This is a genomic window from Micromonospora sp. NPDC049081, from assembly GCF_040648835.1.
GTDB classification, from domain to species: Bacteria; Actinomycetota; Actinomycetes; order Mycobacteriales; family Micromonosporaceae; genus Micromonospora; species Micromonospora antibiotica.
On record NZ_JBEZEK010000007.1, the window covers coordinates 109,848 to 125,547 of the forward strand.

The 15,700-nt window shown below is 74.1% G+C and carries 19 protein-coding genes; 4 read left to right on the forward strand and 15 right to left on the reverse strand.

Annotation, left to right across the window (positions count from 1 at the left end):
* Positions 1–167 precede the first annotated feature (167 nt).
* The gene (locus tag AB0B63_RS13280) at positions 168–1,199 is read left to right on the forward strand and encodes a LacI family DNA-binding transcriptional regulator (protein WP_357017870.1); all 1,032 of its coding nucleotides are present in this window, start codon (positions 168–170) and stop codon (positions 1,197–1,199) included.
* 102 nt (positions 1,200–1,301) lie between these two features.
* Here AB0B63_RS13280 and AB0B63_RS13285 read toward each other — a convergent pair whose 3' ends face one another.
* The 5 genes from AB0B63_RS13285 to AB0B63_RS13305 form a co-directional block, all read right to left on the reverse strand.
* Positions 1,302–1,595: a DUF6510 family protein gene (locus tag AB0B63_RS13285; protein ID WP_208566361.1), complete on the reverse strand. Its 294-nt coding sequence runs from the start codon at positions 1,593–1,595 to the stop codon at positions 1,302–1,304.
* A gap of 16 nt (positions 1,596–1,611) precedes the next feature.
* Positions 1,612–2,373: a ferredoxin reductase gene (locus AB0B63_RS13290; RefSeq protein ID WP_208566362.1), complete on the reverse strand. Its 762-nt coding sequence runs from the start codon at positions 2,371–2,373 to the stop codon at positions 1,612–1,614.
* Position 2,374: 1 nt separating this feature from the next.
* Complete coding sequence (locus tag AB0B63_RS13295; protein WP_307799081.1) at positions 2,375–2,974, reverse strand: sulfite oxidase-like oxidoreductase; 600 nt, start codon at positions 2,972–2,974, stop codon at positions 2,375–2,377.
* A 101-nt stretch (positions 2,975–3,075) separates the two neighbouring features.
* The gene (locus AB0B63_RS13300; RefSeq protein ID WP_357017873.1) at positions 3,076–4,095 is read right to left on the reverse strand and encodes a TerC family protein; all 1,020 of its coding nucleotides are present in this window, start codon (positions 4,093–4,095) and stop codon (positions 3,076–3,078) included.
* A gap of 278 nt (positions 4,096–4,373) precedes the next feature.
* Positions 4,374–4,787 (reverse strand): DUF2267 domain-containing protein, encoded by a 414-nt coding sequence (locus AB0B63_RS13305; RefSeq protein WP_208566364.1) that lies wholly within the window; start codon positions 4,785–4,787, stop codon positions 4,374–4,376.
* 222 nt (positions 4,788–5,009) lie between these two features.
* Here AB0B63_RS13305 and AB0B63_RS13310 point away from each other — a divergent pair, with 222 nt between their 5' ends.
* Positions 5,010–5,282 carry a DUF2795 domain-containing protein gene (locus AB0B63_RS13310; RefSeq protein WP_357017876.1) on the forward strand — a complete coding sequence of 91 codons (273 nt, stop codon included), beginning with the start codon at positions 5,010–5,012 and terminating at the stop codon, positions 5,280–5,282.
* Between the two features lie 305 nt (positions 5,283–5,587).
* Here the strand turns inward: AB0B63_RS13310 and AB0B63_RS13315 are convergent, their stop codons facing one another.
* From AB0B63_RS13315 to AB0B63_RS13325, 3 genes are all read right to left on the reverse strand, one after another.
* On the reverse strand, positions 5,588–6,562 hold the full coding sequence (locus AB0B63_RS13315) for a pirin family protein (protein WP_208566366.1): 975 nt from the start codon (positions 6,560–6,562) through the stop codon (positions 5,588–5,590).
* Between the two features lie 48 nt (positions 6,563–6,610).
* Positions 6,611–7,534, reverse strand: a complete 924-nt coding sequence (locus tag AB0B63_RS13320) for a hypothetical protein (protein ID WP_357017880.1) — start codon at positions 7,532–7,534, stop codon at positions 6,611–6,613.
* 104 nt (positions 7,535–7,638) lie between these two features.
* Positions 7,639–8,433 carry a DedA family protein gene (locus AB0B63_RS13325; RefSeq protein WP_357017883.1) on the reverse strand — a complete coding sequence of 265 codons (795 nt, stop codon included), beginning with the start codon at positions 8,431–8,433 and terminating at the stop codon, positions 7,639–7,641.
* Positions 8,434–8,505: 72 nt separating this feature from the next.
* On the opposite strand from AB0B63_RS13325, the gene AB0B63_RS13330 reads away from it, so the two are divergent.
* Positions 8,506–9,324, forward strand: coding sequence for an MOSC domain-containing protein (locus AB0B63_RS13330; protein ID WP_357017886.1), 819 nt, complete (start codon positions 8,506–8,508; stop codon positions 9,322–9,324).
* Between the two features lie 103 nt (positions 9,325–9,427).
* Here AB0B63_RS13330 and AB0B63_RS13335 read toward each other — a convergent pair whose 3' ends face one another.
* The 3 genes from AB0B63_RS13335 to AB0B63_RS13345 form a co-directional block, all read right to left on the reverse strand.
* Positions 9,428–10,282: an SAM-dependent methyltransferase gene (locus AB0B63_RS13335; protein ID WP_357017889.1), complete on the reverse strand. Its 855-nt coding sequence runs from the start codon at positions 10,280–10,282 to the stop codon at positions 9,428–9,430.
* Between the two features lie 94 nt (positions 10,283–10,376).
* The gene (locus tag AB0B63_RS13340; RefSeq protein WP_208566369.1) at positions 10,377–11,264 is read right to left on the reverse strand and encodes a helix-turn-helix transcriptional regulator; all 888 of its coding nucleotides are present in this window, start codon (positions 11,262–11,264) and stop codon (positions 10,377–10,379) included.
* Positions 11,265–11,402: 138 nt separating this feature from the next.
* The gene (locus tag AB0B63_RS13345; protein ID WP_208566370.1) at positions 11,403–11,642 is read right to left on the reverse strand and encodes a DUF397 domain-containing protein; all 240 of its coding nucleotides are present in this window, start codon (positions 11,640–11,642) and stop codon (positions 11,403–11,405) included.
* Between the two features lie 265 nt (positions 11,643–11,907).
* Here AB0B63_RS13345 and AB0B63_RS13350 point away from each other — a divergent pair, with 265 nt between their 5' ends.
* Positions 11,908–12,558, forward strand: a complete 651-nt coding sequence (locus AB0B63_RS13350; protein ID WP_208566371.1) for a GGDEF domain-containing protein — start codon at positions 11,908–11,910, stop codon at positions 12,556–12,558.
* Between the two features lie 64 nt (positions 12,559–12,622).
* Here AB0B63_RS13350 and AB0B63_RS13355 read toward each other — a convergent pair whose 3' ends face one another.
* The 4 genes from AB0B63_RS13355 to AB0B63_RS13370 form a co-directional block, all read right to left on the reverse strand.
* Positions 12,623–13,117 (reverse strand): type II toxin-antitoxin system PemK/MazF family toxin, encoded by a 495-nt coding sequence (locus AB0B63_RS13355; protein ID WP_208566372.1) that lies wholly within the window; start codon positions 13,115–13,117, stop codon positions 12,623–12,625.
* Between the two features lie 30 nt (positions 13,118–13,147).
* Entirely contained in the window at positions 13,148–14,422 is a 1,275-nt protein-coding gene (locus tag AB0B63_RS13360; RefSeq protein ID WP_357018176.1) for an RNA polymerase sigma factor, read from the reverse strand.
* A 5-nt stretch (positions 14,423–14,427) separates the two neighbouring features.
* The gene (locus AB0B63_RS13365; protein ID WP_208566373.1) at positions 14,428–14,847 is read right to left on the reverse strand and encodes a YciI family protein; all 420 of its coding nucleotides are present in this window, start codon (positions 14,845–14,847) and stop codon (positions 14,428–14,430) included.
* A gap of 98 nt (positions 14,848–14,945) precedes the next feature.
* Positions 14,946–15,700: class I SAM-dependent methyltransferase (locus AB0B63_RS13370; RefSeq protein ID WP_357017894.1), on the reverse strand; the 755-nt coding region annotated here is incomplete at its 5' end.

Consider the following 15,700-nt stretch of genomic DNA (forward strand, 5'->3'; position numbering starts at 1 on the left):
CGCCGTACCGCCAGCACCCGCCCGGCCGGCACGTGCCGGGGCCGTCGCCGCCCGGCCCAACCCGTGGACCGGGTGCCGTACGTCGTCTCCGCTTCCCGGCCGGTTCGGCTAGCGTTGTCGGACCGTCGCCCCGGCGGCCGAGCCACGAGCAGCACGAAGGTGAGCCGATGGGACCGAAGGCGAGCATCCGGGACGTCGCCGCCGCGGCGGGCGTCTCGGTGACCACCGTGTCCCACGTGTTGAACAACAAGTCCGGCACCCGGGTCAGCGCACAGACCCGGGAACGGGTCGAGGCGGTGGCCCGGCAACTCGGTTACGCGGCGAACGGGCTGGCCCGGGGGCTACGGCTGCAACGGTCGTACGCGCTGGGGCTGCTCGGCGACGTCATCTCCGCCACCGGGCAGGCCGGGCGGCTCATCCTCGGCGCGCAGGAGACCGCATCGGCACGCGGGTGGGTGCTGCTGCTCACCACCGGACGCGACCTCGAGGCCGAACGGCGGGAGATCCGGGCGCTGTCGCGGCACCGGGTCGACGGCGTGCTCTACGCGACCACGGACCACCGGGTGGTGCGGGTCCCCGACGAGCTGCGCCCGATGCCGGTGGTGCTGCTCAACGCCCGCAGCGACGACGCCACACTCCCCTCGGTGGTGCCGGACGAACGCGGTGGCGCCGCCGCGGCGGTGCGGGAACTGCTCGCCCACGGGCACCGCCGGATCGGTTTCGTCACCACCGTCGACGACGTTCCCGCCGCGCGGGGCCGGCTGCTCGGCTACCGCGAGGCGCTGTGGGCCGCCGGGGTCCCGTACCGGCCGGAGCTGGTACGTGCCGACGTCGGCGACCCGGCCGGCGGGCACCGGGCCGCCCGCGTCCTGCTCGACGCGGCCGACCGGCCGACGGCGCTGTTCTGTTTCACCGACCGGATGGCGATGGGCGTCTACCGGGCCGCCGCCGAACTCGGCCTGCGGGTGCCGCAGGAGCTGTCGGTGGTCGGCTCCGACAACCAGGAGGTCATCGCGGACGGGTTGTTCCCCGCGCTGACCACCGTGGCGTTGCCGCATCACGGGATGGGCGCGTGGGCGGTCGAGACGATGGTGGAGCTGCTCGACCGGCCGAAGGGGGCCCGCCGCCGGGTGGCCCGGCACGTCGCCATGCCCTGCCCGCTGGTCCGCCGGGCGTCGGTCGCCGCCGCACCGCACTGACCGGCGGAACCCGCGGGGTGCCGACCGCGGGCCCGGACCACCCGGGTCCGGGCCGTCCGGCCGCACCCCGCGACGGCGGCGGGGACGAAGGCAGGTGGCTGGTCAGAGTGGCCGGGGGAACGGTTCGGCGGTCGGCATCGGCACCTGCAGGTAGGTCGCGCCGCGCAGGTCCAGCCAGGCCCGGTCGGGGGCCCGGACCAGCCGCAGCATCACCTCGGCGCAGGAGGGACAACGACCCACCAGCCCCGGGGCGTGGGCCCAGACGCGCAGTCCGGCCATCGGGCCGACCATGCCACAGGACGCGCACCGCCCGGTCGCCGCGCTCAGGTCCACCGCGAGCAGCTCGCGCAACGGCCCGTCGAGCATGTTGCCGTCCAGGTAGGACATCTCGGTCATCGGTTCTCCTCACCGGTCAGCCGGTCGGCCCGAACCGTTCGGTCCGGACCCGCCGGGTCGGGTGGCCCAGCCCCACCAACAGGTCCGCGACGGTCTCCACGAAACCGGTCGGGCCGCAGACGTAACAGAGCGGTTCCAGGTCCGCCGGCCAGCCGTGGGTGTTCACGTCGGCCAGACCGATCCGGTGCGGCTCGCCCCGCCACCCGTCGGGGGCCTCGCGGGTGTAGACGTAGCTGACGTCCAGGCCGAAGTCGTCGCGGGCGCGGGTACGTAGTTCGTCGGCGTAGATGACGTCCGCCGGGGTGCGTACCGAGTAGATCAGCCGGAACGGCGCCCGGCTGCCGGCGGCCCGGCGGGCCCGCACCATCGCCATCAGGGGCACCACCCCGGAACCCCCGGCGACCAGCAGGACCGGCGCGGTCTGCTCGGACCGCCAGACGAACCAGCCGCCGACCGGGCCACGCACCTCCACCGGGTCCCCCTCGGCCCAGGCGTCGGTCAGGTACGGCGACACCTCGCCGTCGGGCACCCGCTGCACGGTCAACGCGATCCGGTCGCCGTCGGGCGGGCCGGCCAACGAATAGGAACGGGCCGCCTGGTAGCCGTCGGGGGCGGTGAGCCGGACGTCGACGTGCTGCCCCGGCAGGTGTCCCGGCCAGCCGGGCACCGACAGGACGAGGGTCTGCGCGGTGGGCGTCTCGATCCGGCGCTGCGCCAGCCGGGCCACCCGCCAGCCCAGCGGGGCGGCGACCCGGCCACCCGGGGCGGCTGCGGTCACCTCAGTCACCCTGGTAGCGCTGCTCACGCCACGGGTCGCCGTAGTCGTGGTAGCCGGCCGTCTCCCAGAAACCGGGCTCGTCCTCCACGGTCAGCCGCAGGCCCCGCACCCACTTGGCCGACTTCCAGAAGTAGAGGTGCGGCACCAGCAGCCGGGCCGGGCCACCATGCTCGGCGGGCAGCGGTTCGCCGTCGTACCCGTGCACCACCCAGGCCTGACCGTCACGCAGGTCGTCCAGCGGCAGGTTGGTGGTGTATCCGCCGTACGAGTGGGCCTGGGCGTAGTCGGCGGCGGTGTCCACGCCGTCGAGCAGCACGTCCAGCGAGACGCCCTGCCAGCTGGTGCCGAACTTGGACCACCGGGTGACGCAGTGGATGTCCACCGTGGGGGTCTCCTGCGGCAGGGCCATCAGCTCCGCCCAGGACCAGCGGAACTCGTCGCCGGTCTCGGTGGCGAGGACGAACTCCCAACGGTCCAGCGGGACCCGGGGGGTCGGCCCGGCGGACAGCACCGGGAAGTCCTCGGTCAGGTACTGCCCCGGCGGCAGGGCCGGATCGGTCGTACGGCGTCGGCCCTGGAAGCCCGGTGACACGATTCCCACCCGTCAGTCGTACCACCCGGCGGGTGTGCGCGGGAGGGTTCCCGCCGACCGGCACGCCTTCGGCGGCGACCCGGTCGCGGGCCGCCGCCGGGCGCGTACCGTCAGTGTTTGTCGGTGACGACCTCGACCTCGCCGGGCTCCCGGTCACGGGTGGCCCGCAGGCTGGTGAGGGTGACCACGGCCAGGACGCCGATGATGACGCCGAGCGAGGCCAGGGTCGGGATCTCCGGCACGCCCGACCAGATCCCGTGGGCCCAGTGCAGGCCGAGCTTGACGCCGATGAAGGCCAGGATGATGGCCAGACCGTAGCTGAGGTGCACCAGGCGGCTCAGCGCGGCGTGCAGGACGAAGTAGAGCGCCCGCAACCCGAGCAGCGCGAACGCGTTGGTGGCGAAGACCAGGTAGGGGTCCTCGGTGATGCCGTAGACGGCGGGCACCGAGTCGACCGCGAAGACGATGTCGGTGGCGAGCACCGCGACCACCACCAGGGCGAACGGGGTGAGGGCCCGGCGACCCTGCTGCCGGATCGTCATCCGGGTGCCGTGGTACTCCTCGACGACCGGCATGAACCGGCGCAGCAGCCGCACCGACCGCATCTTGTTGATGTCGACTTCCTGCTCGTGCCCGGACAGGGCGTCGCGCAGCAGCTTGACCGCGGTGGCGATCAGGATGATGGCGAAGATCAGGAACGCGAAGTCGAGGGTCTGCAACGCCGCCGCGCCGAGGGCGATGAAGACCGCGCGCAGCACCAGCGCCCCGGCGATGCCGTAGAGCAGCACCCGTTGGGCGAGCACCGCGGGCACCGCGAAGGCGGCCAGCAGCAGCATGAACACGAAGAGGTTGTCGACCGACAGGGACTTCTCGACCAGGTAGCCGGTCAGGTACTCGATGCCCTGCTGGGAGCCGAAGCGGTACCAGACCCAACCGCCGAAGGCCAACGGCAACGCGATGTAGAAGGCCGACCAGCCCAGCGCCTCCCGGATCGACACCTCATGCGGGCGTCGGGTGACCAGGAAGTCGAGGACCAGCAGGGCGAGCACGCCGACGATGGTCACCGCCCACAGGGTGGGCGTGCCGACCGACGACAACCCACCGGCAGCAAAGTACGACAGATCGGTCATGGAGCCTCCTCGAACACCGTGCCATGTTCGAGGTCTCCTTCACCCACGTTCGCCGTGGGCAACCACCCGAGGCGCACCCGGGGCGCGCCGTACTGACCGGAATGGTTCGTGGGAAGTACTCCCCTCGTGCGGTCCAGGTTAGGCCAGGTCCGAGCGACTCGCCAAGTCAGGGCACACCACCGTCACAGCGTAGTTGCCCTGGTCAACGGCTGTGTGTGCCGGGGCGGCGGTCGGCCCGAGCCCGATCACCCGGTGGCACCGGGGGCCGACCGGTGGGGTCAGGCCCGGCGCAGGGCGGCCACCCCGGGGGTGAGCGCCGGTTCCACCAGTTCCCGGTAGTCGCGGGGGAACCGGGTCACCAGATCGTCGAACTCACCACCGCTGACCGCCTCGCGGACCGTGACGAAGACCGCCCGCACCACGTCCCGGGCGGCCGGTTCGTCCAGGTCGGCCCGCTGCGCCACCCGGGCGACGAACTCGGCCGCACCGAACCGCTCGGCCGCCTCGGTGCTCGGGCTGGGCCGCAGTGCCAGCCGCAGCGGCGCGGGCAACTGGGTGGCGAGGTCGAGCACCTCCCCACCGGTCAACCGCTCGGCGAGGGTGGCCAGGGTCGCGTGGACCAGCACCACGGCCCGCTCCGGGTCGGTGCGGACCCGACGGGCCACCTGGTCGACGAAGGTGTCGTAGTTCATGCGGGGCTCCCTTCGACATGAGGCCGGTCGGTTACCCGCCACGTCGACCCGGAAACGACCCGGTTCCCCGCCCCCGCCCGGGTCCGGTTCCGACGCCGGATCCCGCTCCGGGCCGTACCACCGGCAACGGTGCCACTTTTCCGCTTCGGGGCGCGTGACCGGCCGGCGGACGGGTAACCGCCGCCGATCGTGACCGGCACGAGGCGGCGAGGAGGCTCACCGGTGGCCAGTCGAACCGAGGTCCTGCGGTACCTGTCCCGGCTGAACTGCCCGGCGACGCGCGACGCCGTGGTCCGCCAGGCCGAGCGGGAGGGCGCACCACCGGAGGTGGTACGGGCGTTGCGCGCGCTGCCGCCGGTGGACTACGCCGACACCGCCGAGGTGGCCCGCTGCGCCGTGCTCGACCCGGTGCCGGAGGGCGACCCGGCCCGACGCGCGGAACAGGGCGACCGCCGGCGTCACCTGCGGGTCGCGCAACACCTGCGGAGCATCTGAGCCGCCGCCGCCGAAGGTGGTCTGCTGCCCGGCCGGCGAGACGGCGGGGCCGGGAGGCGGGAGGCGGGAGGCGGGAGGCGGGAGGCGGGAGGCGGGAGGCGGGAGGCGGGAGGGGTCCCCACACAGGCGGGCGCCCCGGGTCACGAACCGTGACCTGGGGCGCACGCGTGCCTGTTCACCGGCCAACCGCCGGGTGGCCACCCGAACCGGGTGGGCATCGCTGCCGCGATCATCATATGACACGCCATCACCCGTACGGCTGATTGTTGAAATAGTGTGGGCGAGCACACGGCCGGGGCGGCCGGTCACCCGTGCAGGTCCCCCCGCCGGTCCCGGGCCTTCAACCGGACAGTCGGCAGTTCCGGGGCGGGCAGCGGCGGGGCCGCGTCGTCGGCGACCCGCCCGAACCGGTCCCGGCCGGCCATCCAGTCGTCCCGGGCGGCGGCCACCTCCTCGTGCGAACGACCGACGAAGTTCCACCACATGACGAGCGGCTCGTCGAACGGCTCACCGCCGAGCAGCATCAGCCGGCTCCCCGGTTCGGCGGTCAACTCCAGCCGGTCGCGCCCCGCGCCGAGCAGGAGCAGCGCGCCGGGCTCCAGGGACAGGCCGTCGACCCGGGCCCGGCCGGACATCGCCAGCAGGGCGTACTCGAAGCCGGGTCGCAGGCGCAGCGTGGCCGGAGCCGGCCCGTGTGCCTGGAGCTGCGCACCGACCAGCGGCGTGTGCACCACCGCCGGGGACCGCTCGCCACCCAGCTCACCGACGAGCAGGGTGTGGTCCCAGTCGCCGGTGCGCCAGCGGGGCAGGTCGGCGTGGTGGGCGAAGTCGGCCGCACCGGCCCGCGCCGGGTCCGGCAGCGCCACCCACAGCTGCACACCGTGCATCAACGGCGGGTGGGAGGCCGGTGACCGCTCGGAGTGGGCGATGCCGTGCCCGGACGTCATCACGTTGAGCTGACCGGGCCGGATCGGCTGGACGTTGCCGAGGCTGTCGCGGTGCACGATCTCACCGTCGAGCAACCAGGTCACCGTCTGCAGGCCGGTGTGCGGGTGCGGGGGCACCTCCATGCCGGGCCGCTGCGCGACGTCGTCGGGGCCGAAGTGGTCCACGAAACACCACGCCCCGACCATCCGCCGGGCCCGCTGCGGCAGCAGCCGGCGCACCGTGGTGTAGCGACCCAGGGGCACGTCGTGGCCGGGCAGCAGCACGCTGCCCGGGTCCTCGTCGGCCACGCCGGGTGGTCGGGTCTGCGCCGGCAACGATTCGGTACGGTCCACCGTCCGACTCTATGCCGGCCCGCCCGCCCCGGCGCGGGGCCGGCCGGTTCAGTCCTCGACGACGGTGACCGTGTTGGCCCCGGCGACGAGGTCGAGGTAGAGCCGGTCGGGTGCCCGGTCCCAGTTCGGCGAGCCGACGGTCGCCCCCCGGGCCAGCCCGTCCCGCCGGTCGCCGTACCAGACGACGCTGCCGGCGCCGGAGCCCGCCCGGACCCGCACCGGGGGCCCGTCGGGCGCCCGGACCACGAACTGGTTGACACCGCCGGTCATCCGTACCGTGCGGGTGCCGGTCGTCGGGGGCAGCCGCAGGTCGACCCGGGCCGCGCCACCGATCAGCTCCAAACCCGACAGCCGCGCGTCGGAAAGGTCGAGGACGTGGTCGCTGACCCCGCCGATCAGCCGCAACCGCCAGGTCACCCGCGAGCTGAGGACCACGTCGACGACGCCCCGGCCGGGCCGGTCCCGGCGGGTCACCCGCAGCTGCACCCGGTCGCCGGAGACCTCGGGCCGGGGGGTCAGGCCGGCGTCGGCCGGGCTGCTGATCCGGTACAGGTCGGCACCGAGATCGTCGGTGCGCAGCCGGAACGAGGTCACCCCGTCCAGCAGCTCGAAGGTGGCCCGGCGCAGCTCACCCACGGGTGCGGTCGCGGTCCGCCCGGCGGCGGCCTCGGCGGCACCGGCACCACCCGGCTCGGCGGTCGCCGCCACCGGCGGCACCCCGTCGCGGCCACCGGAGATGACCATCCCCAGCCGGTCCGGGTTGGCCATGGTCACCACCACCGCGAGCGCGCCGAGCGCGACCACCAGCACCGCCGCGGCGGCCAGCAGCCGCGCCCCCCGGGGCCACGGCGACCGGTCCGCCCGGTCGTCGTCGGTCACCTCGACCGGCTCACCCGTCACCTCGATCACCGGCTCGAAGACCGGTTGCTGCTGCCCCGCCGTCGGACGGTGCTCCTGATCCGGCTCCGCCATCGTGCCTCCCCTGTCCCGGTCCCCGCACAGCAGTACGGACGCGCAGCCGCAACGGATCACCGCCGGTGGCGTCCGGTACCGCACGCCACCGGGGTCGGGCCGGGTCAGTCGGTGTCGCGTCCCCAGACGCCACCCCGGTAGACGGTCCCCCGGTAGGTCGTGTCCCCGCCCGGCTCCGCCGGCCCGGCGGCCGCGTCGCCGGGCGGGACGTCGTCGGCCGGGGCGTCGGCGCGGGCGGCGCGGGCCCGGCGGACCCGGTTGACCACGAACCAGCCGGCGGCGGCGACGCAGACCACGATGACGACCTTCTGGAACGAGCCGACGTACTCCTCGACGACACGCCAGTTGTCGCCGAGGAGGAAGCCGGCCATCACGAAGGTGGTGTTCCAGATCAGGCTGCCCAGCGTGGTGTAGAGCAGGAACGTCAGGATCGGCATCCGTTCCACCCCCGCCGGGATGGAGATGAGGCTACGGAAGATCGGGATCATCCGCCCGAAGAACACCGCCTTGACCCCGTGCTTGAGGAACCACGCCTCGGTGCGGTCCACGTCGCTCAGCTTCACCAGCGGCAGCCGGGCCGCGACGGCCCGCATCCGGTCGCGCCCCAGCGCCGCGCCGATGCCGTAGAGCACCCACGCGCCGACCACGGACCCGAGGGTGGTCCAGAGGATCGCCGAGACCAGGCTGATCCGCCCCTGGGCGGCGGCGAAACCGGCCAACGGCAGGATCACCTCGCTGGGGATCGGCGGGAACAGGTTCTCCAACGCCACCGCCAACCCCGCGCCGGGGCCGCCGAGCCGCTCCACCAGGCCGGTGACGAAACCCACCGGTCCCTCGGACGACGGCTCGGCGGTGGACACGACCGTACGGGGGTTGAGCGCCAGGGAGCGTGGGATCATCCGACAAAGTTACGAGCCGGTCGACGAATCGACCACGCGGACCGGTCACGCCTGACCGTATACGGTGGGCCGGTGGGCGGACGACTGACTCAGGTATGGCGGTATCCGGTCAAGTCGATGCTGGGCGAACCGCTGCACAGCGCCATGGTGGACGGTCGGGGGCTGGCCGGGGACCGCCGGCTCGCCGTGCTGGACCGCGACACCGGGCGGGTCGGCAGCGCGAAGCGGCCCCGCCGGTGGTCGGCCCTGCTCGGCGTCCGCGCGACCGGCGACGCCCCCGACCGGGTACGCCTCACCCTCCCCGACGGCACCGGCTACGCCCACCCCGACGACGGCCTGGACACCGCGCTGTCCCGGCTGCTCGGCCGGCCGGTCACGCTGACCGGCACGGTGCCCGCCGACGCCCTGCTGGACCGGGCCGACCCGGACGCGGTGCTGGCCGAGGGAGCCGACGCCGACGTGCCGGTCACCGGGAACCCGTTGGGTGGCGTCGCCCCGGCCGGCAGCCTGGTCGACTTCGCACCGCTGCACCTGCTCACCACGGCCAGCCTGGACGCACTCGACCTGCCCTGGGCGGCGGCCCCGCGCTACCGGCCCAACCTGGTCGTCGGCACCGACGCGACGGGTTTCGTGGAGAACTCCTGGGTGGGTCGGGAGCTGCGCGTCGGTGCGGAGGTGGTGCTGCGGGTGGTCGCGCCGACCCCCCGGTGCGCGGTGCCCACCCTGGCACACGGCGAACTACCCGGGGATCCGGAGGCGCTGCGGCGGCCGGCCCGACGCAACCGGGTGGTCCCCGTGCCCGACCTGGGGGCGCAGCCCTGCGTCGGGGCGTACGCGGTGGTGGTGCGGGGCGGTCGGATCACCGCCGGGGACCGGGTCGAGCCGGCCTGACCGCAGGCAGCCCGCCGCGTAGGAGTCCACGCGGGGCGGGCGGAGCGTCGGGTCGCCCGTGCGGGGAGCCCTCCGGCGCCGCCCGGCCGGTCGACGGGACGGGTCAGGGCTTGCGGCCGAGTGCGCAGTACATGCTCACCTCGTCCACCGTGGGGCGGGGCTGTGGTTCGGCCTCGGCCCGCCAGCGGGCGACCGAGACGAAGCCGGGCTCGACCACCTCCAGGCCGTCGAAGAACCTGGCGAAGTCGTCCCGGCTGCGCAGGTTGATCCCGCCCGGCGGGTTGCCCGCCCGGGTCGTCTCCCGGGCGGCCTCGGCGACGTCCGGAGGAAGGTGGTCGTAGGTGGCGTGCGAGGCTGCCAGGTAACTGCCCGGCGGCAGTTCCGCGAGCAACCGACGGACCACGGCGTACGGGTCCTCGGCCTCCCCCACGAAGTGCAGGATGGCCACCAGCATCAGGGCGACCGGCTGCCCCAGGTCGAGGGTGCGCCGCAGCTCGGGGTGGTGCAGGATCTTCTCGGGTTCACGCAGGTCGGCGTCGATGTAGGCGGTCGCGCCCTCGGGCGAGCTGGTCAGCAGGGCACGGGCGTGGGCCAGCACGATCGGGTCGTTGTCGACGTAGACCACCCGGGACTGCGGGGCGACGGACTGGGCCACCTCGTGGGTGTTGTTCGCCGTCGGGATGCCGGTGCCGATGTCGAGGAACTGTCGGATGCCCGCCTCACGGGCCAGGTAGGCCACGGCCCGTTGCAGGAAGCGACGGTTCTCCAGGGCGGCGGTGCGGATGGTCGGGAAGGCCGCGGCCATGGCGTCGCCGGAGTCGCGGTCGGCCTGGAAGTTGTCCTTGCCACCGAGCCAGTAGTTGTAGCGGCGGGCCGGATGCGCCACCGAGGTGTCGATCCGGTCGCTGGGATGCTGGGCGGCGCCCGTCGGGGCATCGGTGGTCACCGGGTCCTCCATGACTGCGCGCCACCGGTCGATGGCGTCCGTCCACTGTCTGCGGTCCTGATCATCGTAGAGGCCGCCCCACCGCGGTGACGGGCCGGTGCGGTGGTCACTGCGGGTACAGCTCGTCACGCAGTCGGGCGAGGACCTCCGGTGTGCGCTCCGGCGGGGTGGCCTCGACGCAGAGGCGTTCCATCGCCGCCGCGTAGTAGTCCAGGTCTTCCCGCTTGTCGAGGTAGAGCGCACTGGTCAGCTGCTCGATGTAGACGATGTCGGGCAGGTCGTCGTCACCGAACCGCAGGATCGTGAACGCCCCGCCGGCCGCCGCGTGGCCACCGGCGTCGAACGGGATGACCTGCAACCGGATGTGCGGCGACCGGGTCGCCTCGATCAACGCGGTCAGCTGCCCCCGCATCACCTGCGGGCCGCCGATCGGCCGGCGCAGGGCGGCCTCGTCGATCACCGCCCAGAGCTGCGGTGGGTCGGGGCGGTGCAGCACCTGCTGCCGCTGGACACGCAGCTCCACCCGGCGGTCGACCTCCTCGACCGCCGCGCCCCGGTGGCCGAGCAGGACCACCGCGCGGGCGTACTCCGGGGTCTGGAGCAGGCCGGGGACGAACTGCACCTCGTAGCTGCGGATCAACGCGGCGGCGGCCTCCAGGCCCAGGTAGGACTGGAACCAGGTGGGCAGCACGTCGCCGTAGCGGTGCCACCAGCCGGGGCTGTTGGCGTCGCGGGCCAGCTTGAGCAGCGCGTCGCGGTCGGCGGCGGCGGTGACCCCGTAGAGGGTGAGCAGGTCGGCGACGTCCCGCTCCTTGAAGCCGACCCGGCCCAGCTCCATCCGGCTGATCTTCGACTCCGAGGAGCGGATCTCCCAACCGGCACCCTCCCGCGTGACACCGCTGGCCTCCCGCAGCCGGCGCAGCTGCGCGCCGAGCAGCATCCGCAACACCGTGGGGCCGGTGGCCGGTCCCCCCTCGGCGGCAACCATCGTCACGTGCCCGCCCCTCCGCGCATGCCCATCCGTTCACGGTCCCCGGGCCCCCGCCCGACCGACGAGTAAGCATGCCATGGACCGTCGGTGAGATGAACATCCTCCGGACGGACACGGTCCCGTGAGCGGGACCACCAGGTGTCAGTCGATCAGATGGTCGAAGTCGCCGTCGCGCGCGCCGAGGACGAATGCCGCTATCTCGTCCACCGTGTAGATCAGGGCCGGCCCCTCGGGGTGGCGCGAGTTGCGCATGGCGATGCCCGCCCCGCCGGGGAGTTCGGCCAACTCGACACAGTTGCCGCTGGGGTTGCTCCGCCGACTCTTCTCCCACCTCAGAGGGGGCAACTCGGTGGTGGGGACGCCGTTTTGAGGCTGCTGCATGGGTGTCTTTCTGTCGGGGTTCGGACCCACTGTCGCAAGGGGATGGTGCGGGGTTCGAGGGTGGTGCGACATCAGATCCGGCCGTGCTGCACGTGCATCTGCTATTGCATCTGCACCAGACAGCGAGCATGATAACGCACGTGCGCGGTACTTATCCGTTCACTTTGAGTGACCAGTCCCAGGGCGTTCACCTGGGAAAACGGCGATCCTGCGCGGCACGACGGCCGCCGCCCGGGTCGTACGCCGACACTGCGAGGGAGGACCCGTGCCGGATCCGTTGACCGTCGCGTCCGGCGTCTCCGCAGCCGGGGCCCTGGTCTCGGTGTGGCAGCTACGCCGCCGGGCGCTTGCGGCCGAGGCGGAACTGGAGCACCTCCAGGCCGAACTGGCCGCCGAACGGCACGCCGCCAGTCACGACCCGCTCACCGGGCTACCCAACCGGCGGGCCTTCTACCGGCTGGCCGCCGCGCTGCTCACCGATGCCGGCGGGCAGCCCCTCATCGCGGTCGTCCTCGACCTCAACGACTTCAAGCAGGTCAACGACCGCTACGGGCACGCCGCCGGCGACCAGGTGCTGATCAGCGTCGCCCAACGGCTGGCCGCCTTCGCCGGCGACAACCTGGTCGCGCGGCTCGGCGGCGACGAGTTCGCCGGCCTGCTGGCCAGCCCGTCGGTCGACCGGCGCTGGATCGACCACGCCACCCGTCGGCTCTGCGAGGCGCTGGCCGCCCCCATCCCGCTGGGCCCGTGCAGCGTCCGGGTCACCGCCTCGGTCGGGCTCGCCCCGGTCACCGGCCCCACCCAACTCGCCGACGCGCTGTGCCGGGCCGACGCCGCCATGTACCGGGCGAAGGGTGTCACCAGCCGTCAGTCACCCCGGCAACTGCTCGACGTGGCCCGCCTCGCCGAGTGTTGAAACCCACCGCCGGGCGGCGCCACCACCGGCCGGGACGGCCCGGCCGCAGCCACACCGGCAGGGCTCAACGCCAGCCGTAGCCGGCCCGCAACGCCTGTCCGACCCGGTCGAAACGGCCCCGGTCCAGCACCGCGCCCTCCCGGCGGATGCCGTCCTCCCGCATGGTGAGCACCCGGTCCAGGCGGACCCAGCTGGGCCGGGCGTCGCGGTCCCACTCCCCCGGGCCCAACGCCAGCCAGTGCCGCTGACCGTCGCGCTCACTCTGGCTGGAGAGCATCAACCCGAACAGGGTGCGGCTGGACCGGCCGACCACCAGCACCGGACGGTCCTTGCCCTGCTTCGGGTCGTCCTCGTAGGGGACCCAGGTCCAGACGATCTCCCCCGGGTCGGCCTGCCCGTCCGGCTCGGGGGCGTACGACAGCTCCCGCCGTTGCAGGGCGCTGACCTGCCGCCGCCGCGCCACCTGCGCCGGGATCGCAGCCGGGGTGCCCCGCCGCGCGCCGACCACGCCGGTCACCCGGCCGAGCCGGGTCGCCACGTTCCTCAACAGACCTGCCACGGCGGGCAGCCTACCGCCGTCGCGCCCGGGTCACCCGCCGAGGGCGTCGACCTTGCGTAGCAGCACCGCCCGCTCCCGGACGTTGCGGCACAACCGGGCCGCGAACTCCAGCTCCGCCCGGGCCTCGGCGCTGCGGCCGAGCCGGGCGAGCAGCTCGCCCCGCACGCTGGGCAACAGGTGGGACCCGGCCAGTCGCCCCCCGGCGGCCACCTCGTCCACCAGGGACAACGCCTGCTGCGGGCCGTCGGCCATCGCCACGGCCACGGCCCGGTTCAGCTCGACGACCGGCGACGGCGCCACCCGGCCGAGCGCCTCGTAGAGCAGCACCACCCGGGCCCAGTCGGTGCGCTCCACCGAGGGGGCACCGGCGTGGCAGGCGGCGATCGACGCCTGCAGGCCGTACGGGCCGAGGCCTCGCCCCAGCGCCACCACCCGGCCGAGCGCCGCCGTCCCCCGTCGGATCGCCGACCGGTCCCACCGCCGCCGGTCCTGGTCCGCCAGCAGCACCGCCGCACCGTCGGCGTCGACCCGGGCCGGGAACCGGGCGGCGGTCAGCTCGCACAGGGCGAGCAGTCCGTGCACCTCCGGCTCGGCGGGCAGCAACGCGGCGAGCGTCCGGGCCAACCGGATCGCCTCGTACGCCAGGTCGGGGCGGAGCAGCTCGTCGCCGGCCGTCGCCGTCGACCCCTCGGTGAAGATCACATAGAGCACGCCCAGGACCCCGCCGAGGCGTTCCCGCCGCTGCGGCGGCTCGGGCAGGGCGAACGGCACCCGCGCGGCGGCGATCGTCTTCTTCGCCCTGGTGATCCGCGCCTGCACGGTGGGCACCGGCACCAGCAGCGCCCGGGCGATCTCCTCGCTGGACAGGCCACCGACCACCCGTAGGGTCAGCGCCAGCCGGGCCTCGGGGGCCAGCACCGGATGACACGCCACGAACATCAGCGCGAGGACGTCGTCGTCGACCCGGTCCGGGTCCCACGGCAGGTCCCCGTGCCCGGAGGCGGGGTCGGCGAGCTGGCCGGCGAGCACCGCGTACCGGTCGTCCAGCGCCGCCCGGCGGCGGAACGCGTCGACCGCCCGCCGCCGGGCGGCGGTGAGCAGCCAGCCCACCGGGTTCGCCGGCACCCCGTCGCGCGCCCAACCGACCAGCGCCTGCGCCACCGCCTCCTGGGCGACGTCCTCGGCGAGCGCGAAGTCGCCGGTGTAGCGGGCCAGCGCGCCGACGATCCGGGCCGACTCGATGCGCCAGAGCGTCTCGACGGCCCGCCGGGCGGCCTCAGCGCCCGGCGGGTCGCCGGTGGGCACGGTGCTCAGAGCTGGCCGGTCCGCTCGCGCCACGCCCGCTCCCTGACGACGAACTCGTTGTCCTGCGGGAACTCGTCGATGCCCGGCACCCGCCGGACCTCGCACCTGCTGCCGCTGACCGCCGGCATCCGCCGGGCCCACTCGACGGCCTCCTCCTTCGACGCCACGTCGAGCAGGTAGAAGCCGCCGAACAGCTCCTTCGTCTCGCCGTACGGGCCGTCGGTGACGACCGGGGTCTCCCCGCTGTAGTCGACCACCACGCCCTGCGCCGGGTCCTCCAGGCCCTCGGCGGCCACCAGCACGCCCGCGCGGATCAACTCGTCGTTGAACCGCCCCATCGTCTCCAGCATCTCCTCGAAGGGGATCTTCATCATCGTCGCCAGGGACTCGTCGGTGTTCCGCATGATCAGCATGTACTTGGCCATCGTCGTCGCTCCTCGTCGTCGGGTCGCCGTTCGACCCGCTCACCCTCAGGTCGAACGGGGACCGGGCCGGATCGACACGACCGTCCGGTTAATTTTCGTCAGGCCGGCCGCCGGGCCAGCACCAGGGTGGTCCGCAGGTCGAGGGTGACGGTGCCGCCGAAGCCGTCGACGGCGGCACCGATCGCCGTGAGGACCCGCTCCCGCTGCCGCGGTGGGCGGCGCAGCTGCGGCGAGAAGGTGCCGACGAGACGCTGGTACTGCGCCGTGGTCAGCGGCACCGCCCGGCGGAACGCGGTCGACCGGACGTCGGTGAACAGTCCACTGCCGGTGATGTCGGCGTGGAACCAGTCCTCCGGCTGGTCGTGGTGCGGCACCGGGTCGACCGACTCGAACGCCGCCCGGATCGCCGCCGACTGGGCCGGGTCGACGTAGTCGTAGCGGTGGGCGAAGACGGCCAGGGTGCCGCCGGGGGTCAGCGCGTCGTGGGCCCGCCGGTTGCGGGTGGCCGGGTCGAGCCAGTGCCAGGCCAACGCGCAGGACAACAGGGGCACGCCGGCCGGCGGCGGCGACCACTGCTCGAACCGGGCCACCACCACCTCGACGTCGGGGAACCGGGCGGCCAGCACCGCCGCCATCCGCGCGTCCGGCTCGACACAGGTCACCCGGGTCGGCCCCGGCGCGGCCCGGTCCACGTCGGTCCGGCCGGCGCCGACCGGGCCGGGGCGCGACGGTCCGGTCGATCCCGGCCCCACGACGCCCGGCCCCACGACGCCCGGCCCCACGACGCCCGGCCCCACGACGCCCGGCCCCACGACGCCCGGCCCCACGACGCCCGGCCCCACGACGCCCGGCG

Excerpts from the sequence above, each read along its gene's own strand:
- AB0B63_RS13320 (WP_357017880.1), bottom strand. The coding sequence starts at position 7,534 with ATGGCGGAGCCGGATCAGGAGCACCGTCCGACGGCGGGGCAGCAGCAA.
- AB0B63_RS13335 (WP_357017889.1), bottom strand. The coding sequence starts at position 10,282 with ATGGAGGACCCGGTGACCACCGATGCCCCGACGGGCGCCGCCCAGCAT.
- AB0B63_RS13365 (WP_208566373.1), bottom strand. The coding sequence starts at position 14,847 with ATGGCCAAGTACATGCTGATCATGCGGAACACCGACGAGTCCCTGGCG.
- AB0B63_RS13325 (WP_357017883.1), bottom strand. The coding sequence starts at position 8,433 with ATGATCCCACGCTCCCTGGCGCTCAACCCCCGTACGGTCGTGTCCACC.
- AB0B63_RS13305 (WP_208566364.1), bottom strand. The coding sequence starts at position 4,787 with ATGAACTACGACACCTTCGTCGACCAGGTGGCCCGTCGGGTCCGCACC.
- AB0B63_RS13285 (WP_208566361.1), bottom strand. The coding sequence starts at position 1,595 with ATGACCGAGATGTCCTACCTGGACGGCAACATGCTCGACGGGCCGTTG.
- AB0B63_RS13345 (WP_208566370.1), bottom strand. The coding sequence starts at position 11,642 with ATGCAGCAGCCTCAAAACGGCGTCCCCACCACCGAGTTGCCCCCTCTG.
- AB0B63_RS13280 (WP_357017870.1), top strand. The coding sequence starts at position 168 with ATGGGACCGAAGGCGAGCATCCGGGACGTCGCCGCCGCGGCGGGCGTC.
- AB0B63_RS13300 (WP_357017873.1), bottom strand. The coding sequence starts at position 4,095 with ATGACCGATCTGTCGTACTTTGCTGCCGGTGGGTTGTCGTCGGTCGGC.